Source organism: Kribbella sp. NPDC055071, from assembly GCF_053608045.1.
Genome location: NZ_JBSGUS010000001.1, coordinates 595,777 through 618,654 on the forward strand (window position 1 = coordinate 595,777; position 22,878 = coordinate 618,654).

At 67.0% G+C, this 22,878-nt stretch carries 27 protein-coding genes; 13 read left to right on the forward strand and 14 right to left on the reverse strand.

The features are described from left to right. Positions 1-426 (forward strand): OsmC family protein, encoded by a 426-nt coding sequence (locus ACWF4Z_RS02825; protein WP_452241196.1) that lies wholly within the window; start codon positions 1-3, stop codon positions 424-426. On the opposite strand, the gene ACWF4Z_RS02830 is transcribed toward ACWF4Z_RS02825, so the two are convergent. Together ACWF4Z_RS02830 and ACWF4Z_RS02835 are read right to left on the reverse strand one after the other, a co-directional pair. Continuing rightward, a complete protein-coding gene (locus ACWF4Z_RS02830) occupies positions 416-1,198 on the reverse strand; it encodes an SDR family oxidoreductase (RefSeq protein ID WP_452241197.1) in 783 nt (260 codons plus the stop codon). The genes ACWF4Z_RS02825 and ACWF4Z_RS02830 overlap by 11 nt on opposite strands. Beyond that, complete coding sequence (locus ACWF4Z_RS02835) at positions 1,195-2,037, reverse strand: hypothetical protein (RefSeq protein ID WP_452241198.1); 843 nt, start codon at positions 2,035-2,037, stop codon at positions 1,195-1,197. The genes ACWF4Z_RS02830 and ACWF4Z_RS02835 overlap by 4 nt, the downstream gene beginning before the upstream one ends. A 101-nt stretch (positions 2,038-2,138) precedes the next feature. On the opposite strand from ACWF4Z_RS02835, the gene ACWF4Z_RS02840 reads away from it, so the two are divergent. Further along, positions 2,139-2,564 (forward strand): nucleoside deaminase, encoded by a 426-nt coding sequence (locus ACWF4Z_RS02840; RefSeq protein WP_452241199.1) that lies wholly within the window; start codon positions 2,139-2,141, stop codon positions 2,562-2,564. A 43-nt stretch (positions 2,565-2,607) separates the two neighbouring features. Here ACWF4Z_RS02840 and ACWF4Z_RS02845 read toward each other — a convergent pair whose 3' ends face one another. Both ACWF4Z_RS02845 and ACWF4Z_RS02850 read right to left on the reverse strand, forming a co-directional pair. Next, a complete protein-coding gene (locus tag ACWF4Z_RS02845; protein WP_452241200.1) occupies positions 2,608-3,519 on the reverse strand; it encodes an LppU/SCO3897 family protein in 912 nt (303 codons plus the stop codon). A gap of 53 nt (positions 3,520-3,572) precedes the next feature. Then, on the reverse strand, positions 3,573-4,538 hold the full coding sequence (locus ACWF4Z_RS02850) for a helix-turn-helix transcriptional regulator (RefSeq protein ID WP_452241201.1): 966 nt from the start codon (positions 4,536-4,538) through the stop codon (positions 3,573-3,575). Between the two features lie 90 nt (positions 4,539-4,628). Here ACWF4Z_RS02850 and ACWF4Z_RS02855 point away from each other — a divergent pair, with 90 nt between their 5' ends. The 3 genes from ACWF4Z_RS02855 to ACWF4Z_RS02865 are packed head-to-tail and all read left to right on the forward strand — an operon-like array spanning position 4,629 to position 6,485. Beyond that, positions 4,629-5,579, forward strand: coding sequence for a helix-turn-helix transcriptional regulator (locus ACWF4Z_RS02855; protein WP_452241202.1), 951 nt, complete (start codon positions 4,629-4,631; stop codon positions 5,577-5,579). Beyond that, positions 5,572-5,874, forward strand: a complete 303-nt coding sequence (locus tag ACWF4Z_RS02860; protein ID WP_452241203.1) for a DUF1905 domain-containing protein — start codon at positions 5,572-5,574, stop codon at positions 5,872-5,874. The genes ACWF4Z_RS02855 and ACWF4Z_RS02860 overlap by 8 nt, the downstream gene beginning before the upstream one ends. Positions 5,875-5,930: 56 nt before the next feature. Beyond that, the gene (locus ACWF4Z_RS02865; RefSeq protein ID WP_452241204.1) at positions 5,931-6,485 is read left to right on the forward strand and encodes an isochorismatase family protein; all 555 of its coding nucleotides are present in this window, start codon (positions 5,931-5,933) and stop codon (positions 6,483-6,485) included. A gap of 20 nt (positions 6,486-6,505) precedes the next feature. Here the strand turns inward: ACWF4Z_RS02865 and ACWF4Z_RS02870 are convergent, their stop codons facing one another. Continuing rightward, positions 6,506-7,435, reverse strand: coding sequence for an aldo/keto reductase (locus ACWF4Z_RS02870; protein WP_452241205.1), 930 nt, complete (start codon positions 7,433-7,435; stop codon positions 6,506-6,508). A gap of 95 nt (positions 7,436-7,530) precedes the next feature. Between ACWF4Z_RS02870 and ACWF4Z_RS02875 the strand changes: the two genes are divergently transcribed. Next, a complete protein-coding gene (locus ACWF4Z_RS02875) occupies positions 7,531-8,289 on the forward strand; it encodes an SAM-dependent methyltransferase (RefSeq protein ID WP_452241206.1) in 759 nt (252 codons plus the stop codon). Here the strand turns inward: ACWF4Z_RS02875 and ACWF4Z_RS02880 are convergent. The 5 genes from ACWF4Z_RS02880 to ACWF4Z_RS02900 form a co-directional block, all read right to left on the reverse strand. Continuing rightward, complete coding sequence (locus ACWF4Z_RS02880) at positions 8,263-8,847, reverse strand: phosphotransferase-like protein (protein ID WP_452241207.1); 585 nt, start codon at positions 8,845-8,847, stop codon at positions 8,263-8,265. The genes ACWF4Z_RS02875 and ACWF4Z_RS02880 overlap by 27 nt on opposite strands. A 4-nt stretch (positions 8,848-8,851) precedes the next feature. Next, on the reverse strand, positions 8,852-9,310 hold the full coding sequence (locus tag ACWF4Z_RS02885; RefSeq protein ID WP_452241208.1) for an NUDIX domain-containing protein: 459 nt from the start codon (positions 9,308-9,310) through the stop codon (positions 8,852-8,854). A 57-nt stretch (positions 9,311-9,367) separates the two neighbouring features. After that, positions 9,368-10,600, reverse strand: a complete 1,233-nt coding sequence (locus tag ACWF4Z_RS02890) for an RNA polymerase sigma factor (RefSeq protein WP_452241209.1) — start codon at positions 10,598-10,600, stop codon at positions 9,368-9,370. Further along, positions 10,597-10,926, reverse strand: coding sequence for a YciI family protein (locus ACWF4Z_RS02895; protein ID WP_452241210.1), 330 nt, complete (start codon positions 10,924-10,926; stop codon positions 10,597-10,599). Before ACWF4Z_RS02895 ends, ACWF4Z_RS02890 begins: the two co-directional genes overlap by 4 nt. A 124-nt stretch (positions 10,927-11,050) precedes the next feature. After that, positions 11,051-12,502 (reverse strand): amidase, encoded by a 1,452-nt coding sequence (locus ACWF4Z_RS02900; protein ID WP_452241211.1) that lies wholly within the window; start codon positions 12,500-12,502, stop codon positions 11,051-11,053. Between the two features lie 94 nt (positions 12,503-12,596). Here ACWF4Z_RS02900 and ACWF4Z_RS02905 point away from each other — a divergent pair, with 94 nt between their 5' ends. Further along, entirely contained in the window at positions 12,597-13,196 is a 600-nt protein-coding gene (locus ACWF4Z_RS02905) for a hypothetical protein (RefSeq protein WP_452241212.1), read from the forward strand. Between the two features lie 31 nt (positions 13,197-13,227). On the opposite strand, the gene ACWF4Z_RS02910 is transcribed toward ACWF4Z_RS02905, so the two are convergent. The 3 genes from ACWF4Z_RS02910 to ACWF4Z_RS02920 all read right to left on the reverse strand — a co-directional run bounded on the left by ACWF4Z_RS02910 (position 13,228) and on the right by ACWF4Z_RS02920 (position 17,450). Beyond that, the gene (locus tag ACWF4Z_RS02910) at positions 13,228-14,967 is read right to left on the reverse strand and encodes an ABC transporter ATP-binding protein (RefSeq protein WP_452241213.1); all 1,740 of its coding nucleotides are present in this window, start codon (positions 14,965-14,967) and stop codon (positions 13,228-13,230) included. Continuing rightward, positions 14,960-16,759 carry an ABC transporter ATP-binding protein gene (locus tag ACWF4Z_RS02915; RefSeq protein WP_452241214.1) on the reverse strand — a complete coding sequence of 600 codons (1,800 nt, stop codon included), beginning with the start codon at positions 16,757-16,759 and terminating at the stop codon, positions 14,960-14,962. The genes ACWF4Z_RS02910 and ACWF4Z_RS02915 overlap by 8 nt, the downstream gene beginning before the upstream one ends. Positions 16,760-16,823: 64 nt before the next feature. Continuing rightward, on the reverse strand, positions 16,824-17,450 hold the full coding sequence (locus tag ACWF4Z_RS02920) for a phosphotransferase (RefSeq protein WP_452241215.1): 627 nt from the start codon (positions 17,448-17,450) through the stop codon (positions 16,824-16,826). Positions 17,451-17,767: 317 nt separating this feature from the next. Between ACWF4Z_RS02920 and ACWF4Z_RS02925 the strand changes: the two genes are divergently transcribed. The 4 genes from ACWF4Z_RS02925 (at position 17,768) to ACWF4Z_RS02940 (ending at position 20,368) form a co-directional block, all read left to right on the forward strand. Next, entirely contained in the window at positions 17,768-18,280 is a 513-nt protein-coding gene (locus tag ACWF4Z_RS02925) for a DinB family protein (protein ID WP_452241216.1), read from the forward strand. A 44-nt stretch (positions 18,281-18,324) separates the two neighbouring features. After that, entirely contained in the window at positions 18,325-19,248 is a 924-nt protein-coding gene (locus ACWF4Z_RS02930; RefSeq protein ID WP_452241217.1) for a phosphotransferase, read from the forward strand. Positions 19,249-19,265: 17 nt separating this feature from the next. Then, positions 19,266-19,967 carry a 4a-hydroxytetrahydrobiopterin dehydratase gene (locus tag ACWF4Z_RS02935; protein WP_452241218.1) on the forward strand — a complete coding sequence of 234 codons (702 nt, stop codon included), beginning with the start codon at positions 19,266-19,268 and terminating at the stop codon, positions 19,965-19,967. 128 nt (positions 19,968-20,095) lie between these two features. Further along, positions 20,096-20,368, forward strand: a complete 273-nt coding sequence (locus tag ACWF4Z_RS02940; RefSeq protein ID WP_452241219.1) for a class I SAM-dependent methyltransferase — start codon at positions 20,096-20,098, stop codon at positions 20,366-20,368. 153 nt (positions 20,369-20,521) lie between these two features. On the opposite strand, the gene ACWF4Z_RS02945 is transcribed toward ACWF4Z_RS02940, so the two are convergent. Continuing rightward, on the reverse strand, positions 20,522-21,067 hold the full coding sequence (locus ACWF4Z_RS02945; protein WP_452241220.1) for an N-acetyltransferase family protein: 546 nt from the start codon (positions 21,065-21,067) through the stop codon (positions 20,522-20,524). Positions 21,068-21,136: 69 nt separating this feature from the next. On the opposite strand from ACWF4Z_RS02945, the gene ACWF4Z_RS02950 reads away from it, so the two are divergent. Both ACWF4Z_RS02950 and ACWF4Z_RS02955 read left to right on the forward strand, forming a co-directional pair. After that, positions 21,137-21,892: a DinB family protein gene (locus ACWF4Z_RS02950; RefSeq protein ID WP_452241221.1), complete on the forward strand. Its 756-nt coding sequence runs from the start codon at positions 21,137-21,139 to the stop codon at positions 21,890-21,892. Positions 21,893-22,043: 151 nt separating this feature from the next. Further along, the gene (locus ACWF4Z_RS02955) at positions 22,044-22,865 is read left to right on the forward strand and encodes an LLM class flavin-dependent oxidoreductase (RefSeq protein ID WP_452241222.1); all 822 of its coding nucleotides are present in this window, start codon (positions 22,044-22,046) and stop codon (positions 22,863-22,865) included. Positions 22,866-22,878: the final 13 nt, after the last annotated feature.

Sequence of the window (22,878 nt, forward strand, 5' to 3'; positions counted from 1 at the left end):
ATGAGCGACACACATCGGCAGGTGGAATTCGAGCGCCTCGCCAACAGCAGCTACGAGGTCCGCAACGTCCGGGGCGGCACCCTCCGCGTCGGCTCGGGCGGCGCGGACACCGACTTCACCCCGGTCGAATTGCTGCTGGCCGCCATCGGCACCTGCTCGGCGATCGACGTCGACATCGTGGTCAGCCGCCGTTCCGAGCCGTCCGAGTTCCGCGCTGTGGTGAGTGGTGACAAGCTCCGCGACGACGACGGCAACCGCCTGGAGAACCTCGCGCTCGAGTTCACCGTCCGCTTTCCCGAGGGCGAGGCCGGCGACCAGGCCCGCGAGGCCCTCCCACGCGCGGTGAAGATGTCCCACGACCGCCTCTGCACAGTCAGCCGGACGGTCGAGGTCGGCACGCCCATCACCAGCACCGTCAACGACTGATCCGCAGAAACTCCTCCGGCGCCCGCAGCCGCGTGTTCAGGAGTTGTTGCGTGCGGCGGCTGTCCAGCCGCACGTCCGACGACTCACCAACGGTGAAGTGCAGCCGCGCTGGATCGAGTCCGTCCCGGATCGCGATCATTCGCCCGAGGTCGAGGCGGGTCATCGGTTGTGGACCGCCGACGTGGGCGATGCCGGAGTGGTCCGACGTGAGCAGTTCGAGGACTGCGGCGGCCAGGTCGCTCACATGGACCGGGCAGCGGATGTTGCCGCTGTACAGCGACCCAGGCTGACCCGCGGCCAACTCGTGGACCAATCGCTCGGTCGCCGAGCGACAGTCGTCGCCGACGATGATCGACGTACGCGCGATGACGGCTGACGGAGCGATCGCCCGGACGGCTGTCTCGGCCGCTGCCTTGGCCGCGCCGTACGGTGTGTTGGGGCCTGGCGGCGCGTCCTCGTCGTACGGCGTGTCCCGCCCGCCGAACACCGCATCACTCGAGATGAAGACCAGCCGTAGATCCTGTCCGGCGATCGCGAGGTTGGCGGGTCCGTCGGCCGTCGTCGCCCAGTCGGACTGCTTGAACGCGGCGTGGATGATCCCGTCCGGCCGGACTCTGCGGATCACGTCCGCCACGTCGGCTCGTCGTCGTACGTCGAGCTGCACCCCGCCCGGCACTGACTGAGAGTGGTACGTCGGCACCACGTCGTGCTCGGCCAATCGCAGCAGCTCGCTCCCCAGCAACCCAGCGGCCCCAGTGACGAGCAGCCTCACACCTGCACCCTACGTCGCTGCAACCGCCAGCCGGCAGTCCGAGTGCTCCGCTTGACCTCGCCAACGCTGCGGACCTTCCGCGGCGTCATCCACGACTGCGACGGCTTGTGCACCATCCAGCCGTCGCCGATCGTGATCGCCGCGTGCTGCACTGCCAGACCGGCGTCGCGCCACACGAACACAGTGCCTGGTACGTCGTCCCGCCCGCCCGCGACCGTGTGATCCGCCAGCCACCGCTCGAACGGCTCCCGCTGCATCCAAACGTCCTCGGCGCCGTCGATTCCGCAGACCGCCATGACTGTCCCGAAGCAGTTCGGTCCGCTGCCCCTCGGGAACGTCCCGGCCAGTTCACGAGCGCGCGGGAACTCACTCGGCCAGTTGCGAACCTCAGCGTGCCGGCTCGGCCCGAGGTCCTCACTCACGATTCGCGGCAACACCACATCGGCCTCCTGCAGCAAGGACTTCCACCACACGAAACGATGCCCATCTGCCTGCTGCCGAACCCCCGGCCCGACCACGTCCGCCCAGCGGCGCACCGTCGGAACCGCGGCCCGGTCGTGGCGCACCTGAGCCCGTACCAACCCCGCCCGCGTCGCCTTCGGCAGACCCGCGTACGCCGCCTCGTCCAGCCAACTCACCCGGACAGCCGTCCCGTCGACGCCGTACACCCGGTAGGTGTCCCGCTGCTCCGCAGTCGCCTCCCGCGCATCGTCCACGGGCAACTCCCACTCAGCCGCCTGCTTCACGGTAAGAAAGAAAGGCTGCTCATCAGGCGCCAGCCAGTCGACCCACCTCTCCAGCAGCTCGGACGAGACCTCGATCCCCAGCACACTCAACACCCGCCTACGCTCCCATTCCCAGCACGCCCGAGCCACCGACTTTCCTTCGTCCCGTCAGTGAGTAGGGCTACGATCGGCGCGCAGCGACGATGGGAGACAACGTGACACCGGAAGACGAGGGATACCTTCGCCAAGCGATCGGCCTGGCCGCGTCCGCGCGGGAGGACGGGAATCCGCCGTTCGGATCGCTGTTGGTCGGGCCGGACGGGACTGTGTTCGTCGAGGCGCAGAACACGACCATCACCGACCGGGACATCAGCCTCCACCCGGAGCTGAAGATCGCGGTGTGGGCGGCCCGCGAGTTGCCGGCCGAGGATGCCGCTCGTACGACGATGTACACGAGTTGTCAGCCGTGCCCGATGTGCACCGGTGCACTGGCTCGCTCCGGGATCGGACGGGTCGTGTACGCGCTGTCGGGGGAGCAGCTCGGCGGACTCAAGTCGACCGGCGACTTCCCCGCCGTACCGCAAGAAGGTCCGGCTCTGTACGACGAAGCGCGCGTGCCGGTCGAGGGGTACTACCCCTAGCACCCGCAGCCCGGCGGATCGAGCCGCCGGGCTACGCGCACTGTCAGACCTTGGCGAGGCAGAGCGTGTACTTGGTGGAACCGCTCTCGTACACGTACGACGCCTCGGACCCGGCGAACTCCTGACACCGGCTGTCGTCGGTGGTGTCGTCCAGCTTGCCGACGATCCGGTACTCGGCGTCGGTCGAGCCGCAGTCGACGACCTTGACGTTCGGGTCGCTGGTGGTGCCCTTGTTGAGCACGCACTGGCCGACGTCGGCGTTCGAAGGGGTCGGCTGCAGGCTGGCGAAGATGATCAGGCCGATCACCGCGACCGGGATCAGCAGACCGAGGATCGCGGGGCGCTGGAAGAGCGGCTTGCCCGGGTTCATCGGCTGGCCGGGACCACGGGCCGGCTCGGGCAGGCTCTTGAACTTCTGCATCGGGCCGATGTTCATCAGCATCGTGATCGGGTTGATGATCGCCGACCCGATACCCCACCAGCCCTGCCACAGGCTCTTCGACGTCATGTCACGCACCGACGCGATGCCACAGGTCCGGCAGAACGGGCCCCGCAGCTTCAGGAACCGCATCAAGATGATCATGCCCTGGTGCCCGCGCACGGTCGCGTCGACCGCGGGGTAGCCACCACAGAACCGGCACTGCTGCTGACCCTGCGGCGCGAACGCCTGCTGGCCGTGCGGGTACTGCTGCTGACCCTGCTGCGGGTAGGGCTGACCTTGCTGGGGGAACGACTGGCCCTGCTGGTACGGCGCCTGCTGCTGGAACGGCTGCTGTGGGTAGGGCTGCTGTGGCTGACCGTACGGCTGGGCCGGCGGTTGCTGCGGCTGCTGCGGTTGACCGTAGGGCTGCTGGGTCGGCTGCGCGTACTGCGGGAACTGCTCCGCGGGCGGCCCGTAACCGCCCGGCTGACCTGGGTAGGGGTTCTGCGGCGGCTGGGGAGGGGATGTGGTCACGGACGCTTCCTGTAACTCGACGTGGGAACCAGAGACGAACTACCGCACCTTACTCACGTGACTGGTCCACCTCGACCCTCGCTGCCGTAACGATCGGACAGTTCGCGGCCGAGGCGGGCGAGCTCGGCCTGAACCTCAGGCGGACCCGTCACCTCGACGGAGCCACCCCAGCCGGCCAGGTGCTGCGCGATCATCAACGGAGTGGGCGCCGTGATCTTCAGCCGGACCCGGTCGCCCTCCATCCCGTCGACCTCGCACTGCCGGCCGATCCGGTCCTGCATGACCCAGACGAACCGCTCGTCCATCAGCACTGTCGCGGTCAGCCCGGAGCGACGCTCTTCCATCCGGTCCACGATCTCGCCCCACTCTGCCGTCAGGTCGAAGTCAGCCGACCGCTCGAACGACTCCGCGGTCAGCTCGGCCGACACCACGCGCTCGACCCGGAACGTCCGCCGACCGGTGTCGGTCTGTGCGATCAGGTACCAGATGTCGTCCTTGTCCACGAGCCCGAGCGGATCGACCAGCCGAGCGGACTGCTCCCGGCCGCGCCCCTGGTAGACCAATTTCACCCGTTGACGCCGTACGACGGCATCTTGAAGCCGGCGGACCAGCTCCGGGCGTTCCTTCACGTGCTCACCCCAGCGGGCCGGATCGATCACGACAGCTTCCGCGGCGGCTTCGGCGTCCGCGCGGAAGGTGTCCGGCAACGCTCGTACGAGCTTGCGGAGCGCGGCCTTCGCATCGGGCGCAATGGCCGCCGCCGGACCGACCAGTAGGAACAGCGCCTGCGCCTCGGTCGAGGTGAGGCCGCTGAGATCGGTCCGCGCGCCACCAACGAGCTGCCAGCCACCGTTGCGGCCTGGCTGGGGATAGACGGGGATGCCGGCGGTCGAGAGCGCCTCGAGGTCACGGCGGGCAGTCGCGACAGAGATCTCGAGCTCGGTTGCGACCTCGGCCGCGGTCACCCGGCCGCGCGCCTGCATGAGCAGCAGCACCGCTACCAACCGGTCCGCTCGCATGGTCCGATCCTCGCAGAGTAAGCGCTCGTCCCGTGAGCACTTTGGCTGCTGGGTTGTTCCGGACGGTCCCCTTCCGGAAAAATGCCACCTGTGGCGCACGACGTGAGTCCGACGGCTCGGACGTTGATGGTGCTGGAGCTGATCCAGAACAGTCCTGGCATCACGGCCGACCAACTGGGGGAGAAGCTCGGGGTGTCCGAACGGGCCGCCCGGCGGTACGTCGCGATCCTGCGCGAGGCCGACATCCCGATCGAGTCCACGCGTGGACCGTACGGCGGGTACCGCGTCGGCCGCGGGTTGCGGCTGGCACCGCTGATGTTCACCGCGACCGAGGCGCTCGGCCTGGTGATGGCCGTGCTCGAAGGGCCACGCGGGGCCGACGACCCGGTGGACATCGCGCTCGGGAAGATCATCCGGGTCTTGCCGGAGTCGGTCGCGCGCGCGACGGACGCCGTACGCCGAGTGAGCGCGCGCGGGCCGGATCCCGGTGCGCGGACGCCGGATCCCGAGATCACGGCCGCATTGGTTTCACACAGCACGGAATCTCGCCGGGTGCTGATTCATTACCGCCGGCATGGCGACGAGGAATGGCCCATGGACGTGGATCCGTGGGCGGTCGTCGTACGGCGAGGTCGTTGGTATTTGCTGTGCTGGTCACACGGGAAGAATTCGCAGCGGGTTTTGCGGGTGGACAAGGTGACTCGCGTCGAACCGGAAGGATCGTCCTTCACGACACCGCCGGAGCTCGATCCGCTGGCCGCGGTGGAGGAGCACCTTGCGATGGGCTGGAAGTACAAGGTCGAGGTCGTCATCGACGCGCCACGCGAGGAGTCCGGCTGGTGGTTCCCTCGCAGTATGGGGCGGCTCGAGGCCATCGACGACGGGCACACCCGCCTGGTCGCGAGCACCGACGAGCCCGACTGGTATGCGGGTCAGCTCACCACGATCAGAGCGCCGTACCACATTCGCGGCGGGCCGGAAGTGATCGACGCTTCACGAGCTCTTGCGCAACGGATGCTGGAGGCAACCAACGGTGAATGAGATCGAATTCGCGGGCGAGATCTGGTACTGGCGTGGTCCGGCGCCGTGGTATTTCATCACGGTACCCGACGAGGAGAGCGCCTATTTCGAGGCGGAGTCGAACTTCGTGACGTACGGGTGGGGGATGATTCCGGTGCAGGCCGAGATCGGGGACAGCGTGTGGGACACGTCGATGTTTCCGAAGGACAGGCGGTACATCCTGCCGGTGAAGGCGGCCGTGCGGCGGGCCGAGGAGCTCGATGACGGCGACGTGCCGACGGTGCGGTTGCGGCTGCGGAGCTGGCAGGTCTCCTGAAACTGTCGGCGGGGCTGGCTAGCGTTCGCCGTACACCTAGTTTGGGAGGGATCGGCATGTCCACGCTGGCAGATCGACCGGGTACGGCGCTGATGGTGATCGACGTCCAGAACGGCGTCGTCGACGGCTCATATGAGCGTGACCGAGTGGTGGCGAACGTCAGTGCTCTGGTGAGCAAGGCCCGCGCCGGTGGCGTGCCGGTCATCTGGGTCCAGCACTCCAGCGAGAGCCTGGTCAAGGGCAGCGACGAGTGGCAGTTCGTCCCCGAGCTCAAGCGGGACGAGTCAGAGGCGTTGGTCCACAAAATCTATGCGGACTCGTTCGAGGACACCGACCTGGAGGACGTCCTCGCCAACGCCGGCATCGGCCACGTCGTCGTCAGCGGCGCTCAGACCGACGAGTGCATCCGCTCAACCATCCACGGCGCAATGGTCCGCGGCTACGACGTGACCCTTGTCGGCGACGCCCACACCACCGAAGACCTGAGCGAATACGGCGCCCCCACTCCCGACCAGGTCATCGCCCACACCAACCTCTACTGGCAATACCACCGAGCCCCCGGCCGCACCGCCGCAGTCCAACCCACCGAAGAAGTAACCTTCACGAACTAACCGCCGCTCCAGCGTCAGCTCTAATCGGTGATGTTGTTGAGGGTGGTGATGTCGTCGGGGGAGAGGTGGATCGAGCCTGCCTGGAGATTGTCTTGCAAGTGATGCGGGCTCGACGTGCCCGGGATGACCAGGACGTGATCACCCCGCTGCAGCGCCCAGGCGAGACGGACCTGCGCGGGAGTAGCGCCGCACCGAGTGGCGATGTCCTCAATCGCCTCGTGACTGGTCAACCCGCCCGTCTCCCGAGCCTGCGCGGTCAACGCGAAGTACGGCACGAAGGCGATCGCTTGCTCCCCACAAAGGCGTAGGAGTTCATCGTTCACTCGCCCGTACCCAACGCCGTACCGATTCTGCACCGCCACCACCGGCGCGATCTCCTGAGCCTGCGCAAGGTGTTCGGCCCGGATGCTCGTCAGACCCAGGTGCCGGATCATCCCCTTGGCCTGCAGTTCCGCCAGGGCCCCGAAATGCTCGGCCACCGAATCCATCCCGGCCTGCCGTAAATACACGAGATCGAGCGTCTCGACCCCCAGCGCGCGCAGATCGGCCTCGACCAACGCCCGCAACTGATCAGGCCGCGCGGGCCCGTCCGCCGTCGGCCCGACCTTGGTCGCGATGACGAGCTCATCCGGGTACGGCGCCAGCGCACGGCGAATGACGCCGTTCGCCCAGCCGAGCGACTCGAAGGCACCTGCCGGCCCGTCGGGTGGGGCGTAGCTCGGATAGAAATCGGCGGTGTCGAGGTGATTGATGCCGAGCTCCACAGCCCGTCGCAGCAATGCGATCGCCTGCTCCCGCGAGCCCGACCCGTCCCTGGCGAGCCGCTTGGTGCCCAGCCCGATCCGCCGGACCCGCAGGTCCCCGACCTGGAAGAATTCCGCGGACTTGCCAGCGCGAATTCCAGCTGATAAGTTCATTGGCAGGGTGACATTCTTCTGCGAATTCTGCATTCGGCCAGAATAAGCCTTTCAGGCAATGAAATCCACTATTCCTGGCCACAAAATTCGGTTGTGATCCCTCGGATCCCGCTGGCACTGTCGACCACATGACCAGCGACCTCCTGCGCGAAGCGCTCACCCTCGACCGCTATCCACGGTCCAACACCTACGACCCGCAATGGGTCGTCGACAACCTGATGGGCCCACACCCCCTGTGGTCCGCCGAAGCCCTGATGCAGGTGATGACACTGAGGCCGGGGATGCGTGTCCTCGACCTCGGCTGCGGTACGGCGCTGACCTCGATCTTCCTGGCCCGCGAGTACGACGTCGACGTCTGGGCGACCGACCTCTGGGTCGACCCGACCGAGAACTGGGAACGCATCACAGCGGCCGGCCTCGCCGGCCGCGTTCATCCGATCCAGGCCGATGCCCACAAACTGCCGTACTCACACGGCTTCTTCGACGCGATCGTTAGTATCGGCGCGTACAACTACTTCGGCACCGGCGCGGACTACCTCGCGTCCTGCGTCGAGTTCCTCACTCCGACCGGCTCGATCGGCGTCGTCGTACCAGGTATCCGCACTGCGCCTGACCTGACACCACCGCCGTACCTCGCGGAACGCTGGGGTCCCGACCTATGCACGTGGCTCCCGCCGGACTGGTGGCGCGGCCACTGGTCGCGATCCGGCCTGGTCACGGTCGAGACCGCCGACATGATCCCGCACGGCTGGGAAGACTGGCTGCTCTGGCTGGAAACCTGCGCCCGAGTCGACCGAGGCTACGCCCCCGACGAAGACATGCTCCGAGCCGACCAAAACACTCTCCTCGGCCAAACCAGACTAGTAGCCCACCGAACGGGCTCTTAGAGCCTCAGCAATCGCGGTCGCGCGTTGGTCGGGGGACAGGACAGCCGAATCGACGACGAGATCGAAGTGCCCGTCCAAGCCGAATCCGTAATGCCCACGCGCGTTCCCCAGGTGCCGACCATGATCCCGTAGCTTCTCCCGAGCCTCGATCACCTCGAGCGGCGCCCGAAACTCAACCCAGAACACGTCGTAACCAGCCAACTCACGCCGCCAGGCCGGCATGACAGTCTCGTCGACCGGCATCTCGTCCAGAATCACATTGTTGCCCGCAGCAAGCAGTGCGACCACCGCCGCGCGCATCCCGGCCAGCAACCGCCGCCCAGCCTCCCCGTAGTGCGTCACAATCCGAGGCTTCTCGTCCGGGTCGGTCACCACGTCCTGCCAGAACCCAGGACCAGGCCCGCGCCGATGCCCACCCCAGTCCTGCGGAAACATGTCGAAGAAGTGATCCAGCCCCACCACCAGATAAGGCTCCGGCAGCACCAACTGCAACTGCCGAGCCGTCGAAGATTTCCCTACCCCCGAAGTCCCCACCAACCCGACCAGCCGAGCGCTCATCGGATCAACCTACCGTCGCACTGAGCCGCGCCTCGACCTCATCGGGAAACATGCCCAACCCCGCGAGTTCGCCCAGCTCCGCCCAATACAACTCGAAACTGTTCTCAGGAGAGTGCGCAACCGCCTCGTCGCCGGACAGCCGGACCACCCCTTCGACGTCCTTCACCAGGAAGTAGGACGCCGGACGCCGGTGATGTTTCCCCGTCCACAGCAACCGGTCGATCCTCGCCGTCAGCGTCGTCTCTTCCTCGAGCTCGCGTAAAGCAGCCTCCTCCGGCGTCTCACCCGCTTCCACGTGTCCACCGGGAAGTACGGCGTACCGATGTCCTCCGCAGGTCGGCCCCACCACCTGAGCCGCCTCGCACATCCCGCACTCCGCGGCCGTCCCGAGGCGCAAGTACCGCCTGATCACCAGAACCTTGCCCGCCCGAATCACAACCGCAGCTGCCCGAGGAATCTCCATGCGCCCCACGGTCTCACCCGTCGCAGACAATTCACCCAGCCTGGGCGAGTCGTCGGTTCAGTGGAGTTGGTTTCGGCGGCGGGTCAGGTGGGCGGTTTCGGCGGTGTTGCCGGCCAGGGCTATGGCTTTGTCGTAGGCGTCGCGGGATTGTTGGCTGCGGCCGAGGCGACGGAGGAGGTCGGCTCGGGTGGCGTGGTAGGCGTGGTAGCCGGAGAGCTTGTCCTCGAGGGCGTCGACGGAAGCCAGCGCGACCTCGGGGCCGTCGAATTCGGCGACGGCGATGGCACGGTTCAGGGCAACGATCGGGGACGGATCCACGCGGATGAGTTGGTTGTAGAGAGCGACCACCTGCGACCAGTCGGTGTCGCGGATGTCGCGGGCGGAGGTGTGGACGGCGTTGATCGCCGCGAGGATCTGGTACCGACCAGGCGGCACCCCGGCCGCCAGCCGCTCCCGCACCAACTGATGGCCCTCGGCAACCAACTCCTTGTCCCACGCGCCCCGGTCCTGCTGGTCGAGCGGAACCAGTTCGCCGTCCGCCGAGACCCGCGCCGTACGGCGTGCCTCGGTCAGCAGCATCAACGCCAGCAGGCCGGCCACCTCACCATCGGTCGGCATCAGCGCGCGGATCAGTCGCGTCAGCCGGATCGCCTCGGCGGTCAGCTCGTGTCGCACGGGATCGGTGTCCGGCCCGGTCGCCAGATACCCCTCGTTGAAGACCAGGAAGAGGACAGCGAGTACGCCGGAGATCCGGGCCGGGAGATCCTCCGCAGACGGGACGCGGTACGGGATACCGGCAGCCTTGATCTTGCCCTTCGCCCGGGTGATCCGCTGGCCCATCGCGGTCTCCTGCACCAGGAACGCACGGGCGATCTCGGCCACGGTCAGTCCGCCGACCATCCGCAGCGTCAACGCGACCCGGGTCTCGATCGCGAGCGCCGGGTGACAACAGGTGAAGATCAGCCGCAACCGGTCGTCGTCGATCACCCCGAGAGGCTCAGGCGGGTCGTCGTCGTACACCATCTGAGCCTCCTTGTGTTTGTCGTCGCGCTTGCTCTCGCGCCGGAGCCGGTCGATGGCCTTGTGGTTGGCGGTGGTGGTCAACCAGGCGCCCGGATTCGGAGGTACGCCGTCGGCCGACCACCGCTCGACCGCGACGGCGAACGCCTCGGCCGCCGCCTCTTCAGCGATGTCGAGGTCACCGAAACGCCTGGTCAGGGCGGCGACCACCCGCGCCCACTCCGCGTGGTGCGCCTGGGTGATCGCCTCCGCTGCATGGACCGAGCTCACTGGAACGGCCGCACCTCGACCTTGCGGTTGCACACCCTCGACCCCTCGGTGGCGAGCCGGACCGCGACGTCGAGGTCCGGCGCCTGGAGGATCCAGAACCCGGCCAGGAACTCCTTCGACTCCAGGAACGGCCCGTCGGTCAGCAAGGCCGACTCACCGCGGTTGTCGATGACGGTCGCCGCGCTCGGGTCCGCGAGACCGCCGGCGAACACCCAGTACCCCTCGTCCTCCAGCCGCTGGTTGAACGCATCAACCGCAGCCGCCTCCTCCGGAAGGTCCGGGTAGGTCCTGTCCTTGTCGTCGATCACCGAAACCAGATACTGCATCGCAGTTCATCTCCTGTACTCAGCGGCACCCGTCACAGGCGCTCGTTCACCTCTTCAACGAACTCTGCCACCCCGATCCGACACCACCGCCCAAACTTTTTCGGCGAGCCGCAGGAAGTCGTAGCTACCTCGGTGCCTGGAAGCCGCCGATCTCCTGCTCGAGCAGTTCGGCCAACCGCAGCGGAGTGCGGTCCTCGAACATCGGTCCGATCAGCTGCACCCCCACCGGCAGGCCCTCGGGAGACCGTCCGGCCGGTATAGCGGTAGCGGGCAGGCCGGGCATGGTGGCCAGGCCGGCCCAGACGAGCTGGTCCATGTACGGGTACTCGACGCCATCGATGTCGATGCGCCGTTCGAGCAGATTGGGTGTGTGGTCGTGCCGGAACGCCGGTGTCGGGGTGATCGGGCACAGTACGACGTCGAACTCGGCGAACAACTGCCGCCAGCCCTCGCGGTGGACTTCGCGACGGTGGTTCGCCTCCATCCAATCGGCATGGCTGAACAAGATGGCCCGCAAGCGTGCGGCGTCCAGGCTCTGGTCGTCCGCGCGCAGGCCATCGATGGTCGCCCGCAGCTGTTCCTGTGTGTCGATGGGAAAGCGCGCCGGGGAACTGGAGATCAGCAATTGGGTGTAGAGCGTCGCGGCCTCGATCAGGTCGGGCAGCAGCGGACTGTGCCGTTCGACCCGAGCACCGCCGCCGACCAGCGCGGCAGCCACCCGGTCCACGGCTGCACGAACGGCTGATCCAGTCGGGATGAGCGGATGCTCGTCGAGGACCAGGACTCGGAAGTCGCTGAGCCGCTCGTGCCGGGCGGGAGGAAGGGTCACGTCGTACGCGATGCCGTGCGTCAGCGGGTCCGGTCCGGCCATGACGTCGAGCAGAAGCGTGAGGTCGCGGGCGGTGCGCGCCATCGGGCCGACGACGGCGAGGTCGAGGTCGGACGGCAAGGCCGGCGCGGGCGGCGCGACCATGCCGCGACTGGCCGCCAGCCCAAGGGTCGGCTTGTGTGCGTAGACGCCGCAGAAATGCGCGGGGGTACGCAGCGAGCCGGCGATGTCCGAGCCGATGGACAGCGCGCAGTACCCGGACGCCAGGGCCGCGGCTGATCCACCGGAGGATCCGCCCGGCGTGCGATCGTGATCCCACGGGTTGTTGGTGGTGCCGTAGACCTCGTTGAAGCTCTGGATGTCCTGCAGCCCCAACGGCACATTGGTCTTACCGAGCACTACCGCTCCGGCAGCTTTGAGCCGCGACACCTGTACGGCGTCCTCGGGCGGCACGTAATCCCGGTGCTCTGGCATGCCCCAGGTCGTGGGCAGCCCAGCCATGTTGTAGGACTCCTTGACTGTCACCGGAATCCCGAGCAGCGGCCGGTCCTCGCCGCGGGCGCGCGCCTGGTCGGCATCGCGCGCGGCGGCCCGCGCTTTGTCGAAGTCCGGAACACAGATTGCGTTGATCGCTTTGTCATCCCGCTCGATTCGATCGATCGCCTCCTCGGTCAGTTCCACCGAGGTCACGTCGCCGGTACGCAACGCGGCCACCAACTCTTCTGCCGACACCACATTCCAATCCATGCGCCGGACGCTAACGGGTGTGCTCGGGAGCCATAAAATGTTCTTTCGTACAACGGGACCAAGGAATGTCGGTGCTCGCTGGCAGCATCGCGGCATGAGCTGGTCAGAGGCATTGCAGGAGCTCGCCGTGCGTCTCGAGCCCACTGACGTGGAGTGGATGCTGGTCGGCAGCGCAGCAACCGCGCTGCGCGGCGCGGCGATTCAGCCCGGGGACATCGATGTTGCGGTGGCGACGTCGGCCGGCGTCCGCGCCGCCGCGGAAGTCCTGCCGGAACGGTCTATTGCGGCCGACCCACTGTGGTTCAGCAGTCTGACCGAGCCAGTGATGACGTTCGTTGGTGACGCCGATTCTCGCTGGACCTTCGGCCGCTGGATGCTTGCAGGGGTCAAGGTCGAGCTGGCCCACATCGAGGGAGGAGCCCCGGCCGACCTGCTCCGGGAAACGTCCGGCACAGCCGTGTGGCAGGAACGCGCGCTCGTCGACTGGAACGGTGTGGCGGTTCCCGTCGTACCGCTTGAGACTCAGCTTGCGACCATGATCTTCCGGGGTCAGGCAGATCGATTGCGGGCGACGCTCTCAGCGGTTGACCCGGCTTCGATCGACGTCGCCATGCTGCGACGTGCGTTGGCAGACCGAGAGGCGGGAGGGCCGGCTCTGCAGATCCCAGCGATGGTGCAACGCTTGCTCGGCTGAGGATTTGCGCCGACAAGGCGTCGCACTTGGACTATGAGGTGTGCCAGGTGCGCCAGAGTTTGCCGTAGCTGCCGTTGGTGTTGACGAGTTCTTTATGGGTGCCGAGCTCGACCAGTTCGCCGGCTTCCATGACGGCGATTCGGTCGGCGTCATGTGCGGTTTGGAGCCGGTGGGCGATCGCGATCACCGTGCGGCCGCGGAGGACGGCGGCGAGCGATTGTTCTGTCCGCCGCGCCGTTCTGGGATCGAGTTGGGCGGTGGCTTCGTCCAGGATCAAGGTGTGCGGATCGGCGAGGACGACCCGCGCGAGTGAGAGTTGCTGGGCGCCGGCGTCGCCGAGCTTCGTGTCGCTGCCGAGGTGTGTGTCCAACCCGTCTGGCAGCTCGTCCAACCACACGGCCCCGACGGCTCCGAGTGCGTCGTACAACTCCTGGTCGGTTGCCTGAGGTTTTGCGATGAGCAGGTTGTCGCGCACGGTGTCGTGGAAGACATGATGGTCTTGAGTGATCAGTACGACGTGCTCGCGCAACTGCTCCGGTGGCAGGTCGGCAACCGGCGTACCGCCAATCGTCACCGACCCGGTGTGAGGGCGGTCGAGGCCGGCCAGTAGACGTGCGAGTGTCGATTTCCCAGCACCGGACGTGCCGACGATGGCCAACCGCTCGCCCGGCTGGATGGACAGGTCGATTCCGCGCAGTACGTCCCGATCACCGGTGTAGCTGTAGTGCGCGTTGCTGACCTGAATGCGGTCGCCGTGCGCGGCACCGCCGTACGGGAGTTCCTCGGCGGGGATGTCCGCCAGGCCTTCGACGCGGGCGTACGACGCTCCCGCGCCCTGGAGCTGTTCGATCCACAGCATCAGCGTGTCCAGGGGGCCGGCGAGTTGACGCAGATACACCGTCGCGGTCACGACCACTCCGATGCTGACCAGGCCGTTCGTGTGCAATACGCCGCCGACCAGCAGCACTCCGACGACTGGCAGCGCTAGCGAGATCTCTGCCCACGGAAACAGGACCGTCCGCAGCCATAGTGCGGCCAGACGGGCGGACCGCGCGTCGGCGATGGCGGTCTCGGTGACGTCCGCTCGACGGTGTTCCAAGCCGAGCAGTTCGATCGTGCGCGCGCCTTTGGCCGTGCCGGCGACGACGTCCGCCATTTCTGCACCGGTCGCAGCGACCGCGAGGTAGGCGGGTCTGGCCCGTCGTAAATACCAGCGCACCGCCGCTGCGACCCCGATCAGGCACGCGAGTCCGCACACACCGAGCAAAGGATCCAGCACGACAACAGCGACAACCAGGAACAGAGCGTGGACAAAAGCAACAAGCACTTCGGGTACGGCGGACCGCAACGTCGCCGCCACCACGGACGCATCGGTGCTTCCGCGAGCGATCAGATCCCCGGTCGGCAGATGGTCCGCGACGCGTGGCGCAAGCACCAGCGTGCGTTGCAAGAAGCGCTCCCGAACACGTGCAGCGGTGCGCTCGCCGAACCGGTAGCCGATCTTGAGCGCCCACCAAGTCAGCGTTGTCTGCACGACGGTGAACACCACCGCGCCGAAGGCGAGACGGTCCACCTTGCTGAGCACGTCGCCGCCGCCGGCCTGGATCGCGTCGATGATTCGGCCGAGCAGCCACGGACCGACGAGCCCGGCTGCGGCGGCGAGCCCGTTGACCAGGACGATCGCGACCACGGCGTGCTTGTCCGCACGCAGGTCGCGGAGCGCTGCGGTCCGGACTTCAGCTGCGTCCGCGATCGGCAGTTGCCTACTCATGCTCGCCCTGCGCTCTGGAGACCAGGTCCCGGTAGAAGCGATCGGTCCGCAACAGCTCATCGTGTGTCCCGACCGACGACGCGTGGCCGTCGACCAGGACGATGACTTCGTCGGCACGGTCCAGTACGAGCGGGGACGAGGTCGTGATCACCGTCGTCGAGCCGCACCTGGCCTCGCGGAGCCGGTCGATCATGGCCGCTTCCGTGTTGGCGTCGACCGCGGAGGTCGGGTCGACGGCGAGCAGTACCTCGGGTGCGGCGTAGATGGCGCGAGCGAGCCGGATTCGTTGCCGTTGGCCACCAGACAGGTCGTTGGCACCGGCCGCGATCGACGCGTCCAGACCGCCGGGCAATGCCTGTACGACGTCCTCGGCCACGGCAGCGTAGAGAGCTGCGTGGATCCGGTCGTCGTCGGGTTCACGGCATCCGGCGACGATGTCGCGGACCGTCCCCGCGAACACCTCCGCGTCGTTGTCGGCGACAACCAACCGGCGCCTCAGCTCGTCCCGCGCCACCTCCTCGATCCGCACCCCGGCCCACGTCGTACCAGGACCACCATCGGCCCACGTCGTACCGGGATCGTTGCTCGCCCGCGTCGTGCTGTTGGGCTGCCCGGTGCCTACGTGCCCGAGCCGCTCGATCACCGCGATCGCCTCCGCCGGACGGGCGGCGACCAGCGCGGTCAGCCGACCGGGACGAATCAGGACACTCGACAGCGGATCGACCAATGGACCGCCACCGGGCGGAACGATCGCTGGAGCATCGGCGTCGGCAGCCACCGGCAGGTTGAGCAGGTCGATGATTCGCCGACCGGCCACCCGAGCACGAGCGATGTCACCGGCGCCCTCGATGAAGAACGACACCGGTACGACGAGGACCGCAACATAGCCGTAGACGGCCACCACGTCCCCGATGGTGATGGCGCCGGTCGCCGCCATCCGCGCCGACAACCACACGACCGCGGCCAGGAACAGCGCAGGCAGCCCGCCGGCCAATGCGCCAACCCAGCTGGACGGGCCGGCGACCCGGTAGCCCTGATGCACCAGTCCCTGTGACTGCCTGCCGTACCGCTCCGCGACAACACCCTTCCCGCCAAGGCCGTTGAGCATTCGCAGCCCGGCCAGGATGTCGACCAGGCGAGTGGTCAGCTGCCCCTGATGGACGCGATACTCGCCGCCGGTGCGCTCGATTCGCCGCAGAAATGGGCCTACCGCGATCGCGAGCAACGGAACTCCTGCCAGGACCACGGCGGCTAGTAGTGGCGAAATTGTCAGCAGTACGACCGCGACTACGCCGTACGCGATCACTGCGCCAACGCCAGGGCCTGTGACGGTCAGGGCCATCGCGACCGTGTACACATCGGCGATGCCGACCGTCACTACCTCACCGGCGCTCACATGACGTGCGAGCGAGGCGCCGAGGCGGGACGTGTGCCAGACCGTCGCCCGAACCGAGCGGAACGAGGCGTCCATCCGGACCTTGGTCATCGTGCGATGCCGGGCGATTCCCAACAGGGCGTTGAGGACGGTGATCGCGAGCAGTACCAGCGCCCAGCCGACGAGTGCGGGCGTGTCGCCCGCGGCCAGTCCGTCGTCCACCGCGCGGGACAGGACCCACGGTGGAATCGTCAGACCGACCGTCCAGCAGGTGCCAAGGATCGCACCAGCCGCGATTCGGCGGGACTGGGCCCGAGTCAGCCAGAACAGAAGGCGGTAGGGGGAGGTCAGATCGCTGGGCGCGGGCGGGGACCACGTATCGGCCGGCCCGTCCAGCCACCTCCGCAGAGCACCCACGCGTCTCGTCCTCTCATCGCGTTTGTGAATGGAATCACAAATGCTGCGAGATTGCATCTGCCGGTCAGGTCAGCAGGTCGCGGTGCTCGAGGATCCAGGCGATCTCTTTGTTGTCGCGGTCGAGGGATCCGTCCAGTACCCAGGTGCGTTGTGGCTCCTGCCCGCCCTCCGCGAGTTGCTTGACCAAGTCCCGGGTCGCAGCCATCCGAGCGGTGACTGCGTCGACCACATCGAACGTCGGGAGGTCGCCGTACGCGTCGAGGAAGACCGCGATCCGGTGGCGCCGGTCGGGAATCTCGTGGAAGTGGTGCCACTCGAGGGCGAACTCGTCCGACCGGAGTGGGACGAACCACTGCAGCGCATAGGCGATGTCGCCGAGGCGCGGGCCGGGGTGGAGATAGTCCCAATCGATGAGGCCGACTGCGGTGTTGTCGTTCCAGACGAAGTTCCAGGGGCCGGATCGCCGTGGCAGTAGACGATATCGTCGGCGGGGACCTCGGGCGCTAGCCAGGTCGCGTCGGCCGGCGGAGTCCACGACTGGCTGGTGTCGTGGATCTTCCGTAACAGGCGCGCGGCGGAGCTCAGCCCTTGGTCGGTGTGCTGGTGGTACCAGGCGTCGCCGCCACTCGCACCCGGGATGTAGCGCAGGGACTCGGTGCCGTTGGCAACATTCACGGGCCCAGGAACGCAATCCAGACCGCGTCGGCGAAGGAATCGCAGGAAGTCGTGCACTGTCGCGGTAGACGCCGGCCGCGTCACGAGACCGTCAGCGATGTGGACCGGTCGTGCCTGGGCGTTGGCGGCCTCGGCCCGCTCAGCTGCATCGCTCATGCCAGCACCCTCGCCGCCCCAACCGACGACCGCAACCGAGAAACCACCTGCGCCGCACCGCCTGGCAAGAACACGGCCGGGACGACATCCAGCTCCACAACGCCGGAGCCTACCGAGCGCTTCTGCCGCTGTCCTGATCGGGACAAATCTGTCGTACGTCGGTCGTATCGTCGGCGCATGGTGTTTACGTCGCCCGTGGAGCGGGCCGTGCCGAATCGGTTGGCTGACGAGCGTGATGCGTTGGTTCAGCAGCTCGACTTCCACCGCGCCACTCTGCTCGGCAAGCTGGACGGGCTCGACGATGAGCAGTTGCTCCGGCCGATGACGGCGTCGGGGCTCAGTCTGCTGGGGCTGGTGAAGCATCTCGCCGAGACCGAGCATGGCTGGATCCTCAGGATTTATGGGGGAGTGGCCGAGCCCGATCTGTTCCCGAGCGACGGCGATCCTGACACGGACTTCCACATCGGTCCTGCTGAGACAGCCGACATAGTGGTCGGGCAGTACCTGCGGACCAACGAGCGAGCCCGGGCGGTCGTTGCGGCCGGCGAGCTCGACGATGTGGTCGCGACGCCGTCAGGGGCTGAGGCTAATTTGCGGGCGATCTTGCTGCACCTGATTCAGGAGACCGCGCGTCACAACGGGCACGCCGACATCATCCGGGAGGCGATCGACGGCACGACCGGCGACTGAAAATTCCGGTGCGTGGAGCGGCCGTGGGTCCTAGATTGCGTAGCGTGGACCTTTCGCAGTTCGGCGCACCGATCGGCCCGATGGTCCGCGTTCACGGTGGGTACGCCAACCGGATGTACCGGCTCGACACCGAGCAGGGATCGTTCGCGGTGAAGGAGTTGAACGTCGACGACCGCCGTTCGACATACTTCGTCGAGGACGTATTCCGGTTCGAGCAGGCGGCTTTCGCTGCCGGGATTCCGATGCCGGAGCCGATCGCCGCGGATGGGCAGACGCTCGTTCATCGGTGGATCGAGGGGGAGAAGGTACCCGAGGCGCCGGTGTCGGCGGCGTACGCGTTCGAGATCGGTGAGATTCTCGCGCGCATCCACAGGCTTGACGTTTCGTGGAATCACGTCTCGACCGAGGAGTCGGTGCCGCAGGATTGGTCCGACCTTGCCGAGCGGGCGGTGGCGACGGGCCAGCCGTGGGCCGACGAGCTTTCCTCGCAGGTGGAGACGTTCGTCGCGATCGCGCGGTTCGTCGAGACGTGCGAACGGCCGGGTCCCGTCGTACTCACTCACCGAGACATTCAGCCGTGGAACCTGCTCGCTCGAGCCGGCCGGCCGGTGGTGCTCGATTGGGAACTGTCGGGGATGCTCGATGTGTCGGGTGAGCTTGGCTCGACTGCATTGAGCATTTCGAAGGGACCAGGCTTTGATGACGTCGCGCCTGCCATTTTCCGTGCGGTTCTTGATGGGTACGTGGCGGGCGGGGGAGTGCTGCCGCCGGCAGGTCCCAGCTGGTTCGTTTATCTGATTGGCGGCTGGTTGGGGCACACGCGGTGGAACATCCTCCGCTGCCTTGCCGGTGTTGAGGTGAACAGCGGACCCGAACTCGCGTTGTCGAACGAGTCGGCGGGCGACGGCGTACGCGGTCTGCCTGATGTGTTCAATCGGCTTCCAGACCTCGTGACATTGCTCGTGTGACAGGTAGGGTCCCGGCCATGGACATGCTGAAAGGCGCACAGATCGCCGAGGCGAACCTGACCGACTGGCGCAAGCTCGCCCAAGGACTGCATGCCCGTTTCCTGGTCGACGACTTCGGTGCCGGCGTACGGTTCGTCGCTGCTGTGGGGGAGGCGGGCGACGCGGTCGGCCATCATCCGCGGGTGTCGATCGGCAATGGGTACGTGGACTTCAAACTGGTCAGCGACGACGCTGTTTACCGCGACGAGGACGGCACCGAATACGTCGTCGAATGGGTGACTCAGCAGGACGTCGACCTGGCGCGACGGATCACCGAGATCGCGGTCGACCACAAGGCCGGCGCCGACCCGGCTTCGGTCAGCGACATCGAGCTCGGCCTGGACACGGCTGACTCCGCGACGATCGCGCCAGTGTGGGCCGCATTACTGACCGGAACGGCGGAGTCCCAAGGCCGTGGAACGCCAGGCGACGAGATCCGGGACGCCACGGGCCGCGTACCGAACCTGTGGTTCGGCGACGAGCCCGAGAACCCCGGTCAGCGCATCCACATCGAGGTCTACGTAGCGCCCGAAGCAGCCGCCGAACGAATCGCAGCCGCCGTAGCCGCAGGCGGAACCGTCGTAGACGACACCAACGCACCCGGCCTCACCGTCATCGCCGACCAAGACGGCAACAGGGGAGTCCTCTGCGTCGACACCAACGCCACCAACCAGAACTGAACCGCTCAGTCATCTGAGCACCGCCACCCGCGGAGGGGTTGGCCTTGCGAAACCTATTGGTGTTCGGCTTGGTCCGCTGATGGACTGACGTTTCACCGTGAGGCTGCCGCGTGACGGAGGTAGTGGTTGTGACGGATTATGACGTGCTTGCCGAGGTGTACGAATGGCTGATCTCGGATGCGAAGTTGCCTCCAGCCGAGTTTGCTGCGTCGTTCGATGACGTCCTCGGTCCGCTGCCGTCGAACGCTCACGTCCTCGACTGTTCGTGCGGAACCGGACAGTTGGCGGTTGGCCTCGCCGGTCGTGGCATGCAGGTTGTCGCAGCTGACGCCAGCGAAGGGATGGTTCGTCGGACCGCAGAGTTGGCTGAGAACTACACGGTGGTCGCCACCAAGCCGTAAACACCAGGCTCCCAGCTAATACTTGACATAATGTCGCTTATCGGCGCTTAATTCGCGGGTGTAGAAGTGGATGCTAACCGTTGCTGCGATCAGGCTTTGCGCCAGACCGATACGTGACTGTCGCTGGTGGCGAGGAACGGGCTGCCCTTCCAGTCAGCTGACCGAGACTTGAGTTCGAGACCCCGCCGGCAGGTGCACAAAACCGAGATAGTCCGCACCGGCTGGGCCTGGACGTGAAGTTCCGTCGCGGGTCCAGCCGTGTTGCTCGTAGAAGCGGATGGCGCGAGAGTTCCGTTCCCAGACACCGACCTCGCCCACGGCATCAGCCTGGCGTGTGATCGAGACGAAGCGTTCCATCAGGGCGCTGCCAACGCCGTTCGACCATCGGTGCGGCTCGACGAAGATTCCGACGAGCCGCACGCGCGTCTCGTCCGGCGCGTTGGTCGGGAACGCTCCGTGGGCATCCAGCGTGAGCACACCGACGATGTCGTCGCCCAAGACCGCTACCAGTACGGCGAGTCGCGTATCGACCACCATCTTGCGCCACGTCTCCCGGTACTTCTGGTCGGGAACCGCTGCCACGTGATGGCCCCCGGCTCCGTAGTACACGGCCCTCGACCGGGCATGCAGCTCGGCGAGCGCATCGCTGTCGACGGGCGTTGCGGCTCGGATGCGGGCTGCCTGGGTTGGCTGCGTCATGAGGAACGAGGCTACGACTCCCCCGGGCTTCGGGGTGTAAATGTCGGTGGGGGGCGAGAGACTTCGTCGGTGGCTACTGAATTTGTGCAGAGTGACCAGTTCCGTGGTGGACGCATCCACCTGTGCGACCTTGGCGGTCTCGAGATCCGCGATTGCGAGGTCAGCGGGCTGAAGATCGTCGACTGCTATGGCAGCGACGTGTACGTCGGTGGCGGCTTCGAGCGTGTCGTGGTGAACGACGTCGACGTGACCGCGTACGTCGAGGCCGAGCTCGACCGTCAGAACCCCACGCGGGTCCTGGCGCGCGACGCCGAGACGCCCGACGACTACCGCGCTGCCTGGGATGCCATCGAGGCCATGTGGCAGGCGACGCTCGACCGTGCGAGGCTGCTGCCCGAGGCCAAGCTGCACGAGCAGGTCGACGGTGAGTGGTCGTTCGTCGAGACTCAACGCCACCTGCTCCGCGCCAGCGATCTGTGGCTCGGCAATGCCGTGCTCGAGGAGGCGGCGCCGCACCACCCGTTGGGGCTCCCCCACAGCGGGATGCCGCCCGAAGAGTCAGCGAAACTCGGCCTCACCCTCGAAGCCACCCCGACGCTGGATGAGGTCCTCGTGCCAAGGCTCGCCCGCATGGCCACGATGCGACGCGAAGTCGACAGCCTCACCGAAGCCGAACTCGACCGCGTCTGCGCCCGCAAGCCCGCGGACCCGTACCCCGACCAGGAGTACGTCGTACGCCGCTGCCTCAAAGTGGTCCTGAAGGAAGAAGCCGAACACCACCGCTATGCGGCCCGAGACCTCGCCGTACTCGAGGCCGCCACCTGAAACCCGCGTCTCCCCCAGCAGAAACACCTCCAGCTAGGTCGCCTCTTCCCGGCAGTGGATAGGACCGTTCGTCGGGTAGGTTTCCGGGACGGACGGTGCCCGACGTACGGACCGATCGCCGACCACGGCGGTGCTTCAAGGAGACCCCACGATGAGCGACCTGACCACGCGAGTCCCCAGGCCATTCCGATTCGGGGTGGTTGCGCCGATCACTTCTGACCTGCCGACATGGCGAGACCGCGTGCGCCGCATCGCCGACAACGGTTACTCGACGTTGCTGATGCCTGACGTTCCTACCTGGCAACCCGCAATCGGCCCGACGCTGGCGACCGCCGCCGCGCTGGCTGATGAGCTGCGGGTCGGCTCCTGGGTCTATGCCGCCGCGCTGCGCGAGCCCTGGAATACAGCGTGGGAGGCCCACTCACTCTCGATGCTCACAGGAGGCCGCTTCGAAATGGGCCTTGGCGCCGGCCGCCCCGGGATCGAGGTCGAGTTGGGGCTGCCTGCCGTCTCCCCCGCTGAGCGGCGTGCCCGGATGCGCGACACCGTGGCCGCCCTGCGGACGTTTGACGGCCCTGATCTGCACACGCCGGTGATCATGGCGGTGAGCGGACCCAAGTCGCAGGCGCTGGCGCTCGAAGTCGCGGACGGCGTCACGTTCGTACTCCCATCCGACGATGACCGGGTCGAAACCACGAAACGGGTACGCGACGTTCCTGGGGACCGCGACATCGAGCTCGGCCAGCACATCGCCGCTGTCGGCGACGGTGTCGGTGCGTTCATGGCGGGGCCCAACCTCGACACCGCGGCGCTTCGCGCGGCAGACTCGCTCGTCATCCTGCCGAGTGACCCCGCGGCGGCCGCCGAAGAAATCCAACGACGTCGCGAAGAGATCGGCTTCTCCTATTTCGTGATCGGCGCCGACTTCGCCGACACCCTCGCTCCCGTCGTCGCCGAACTGGCCGGTCGGTAGGCCGGCTAGCGGG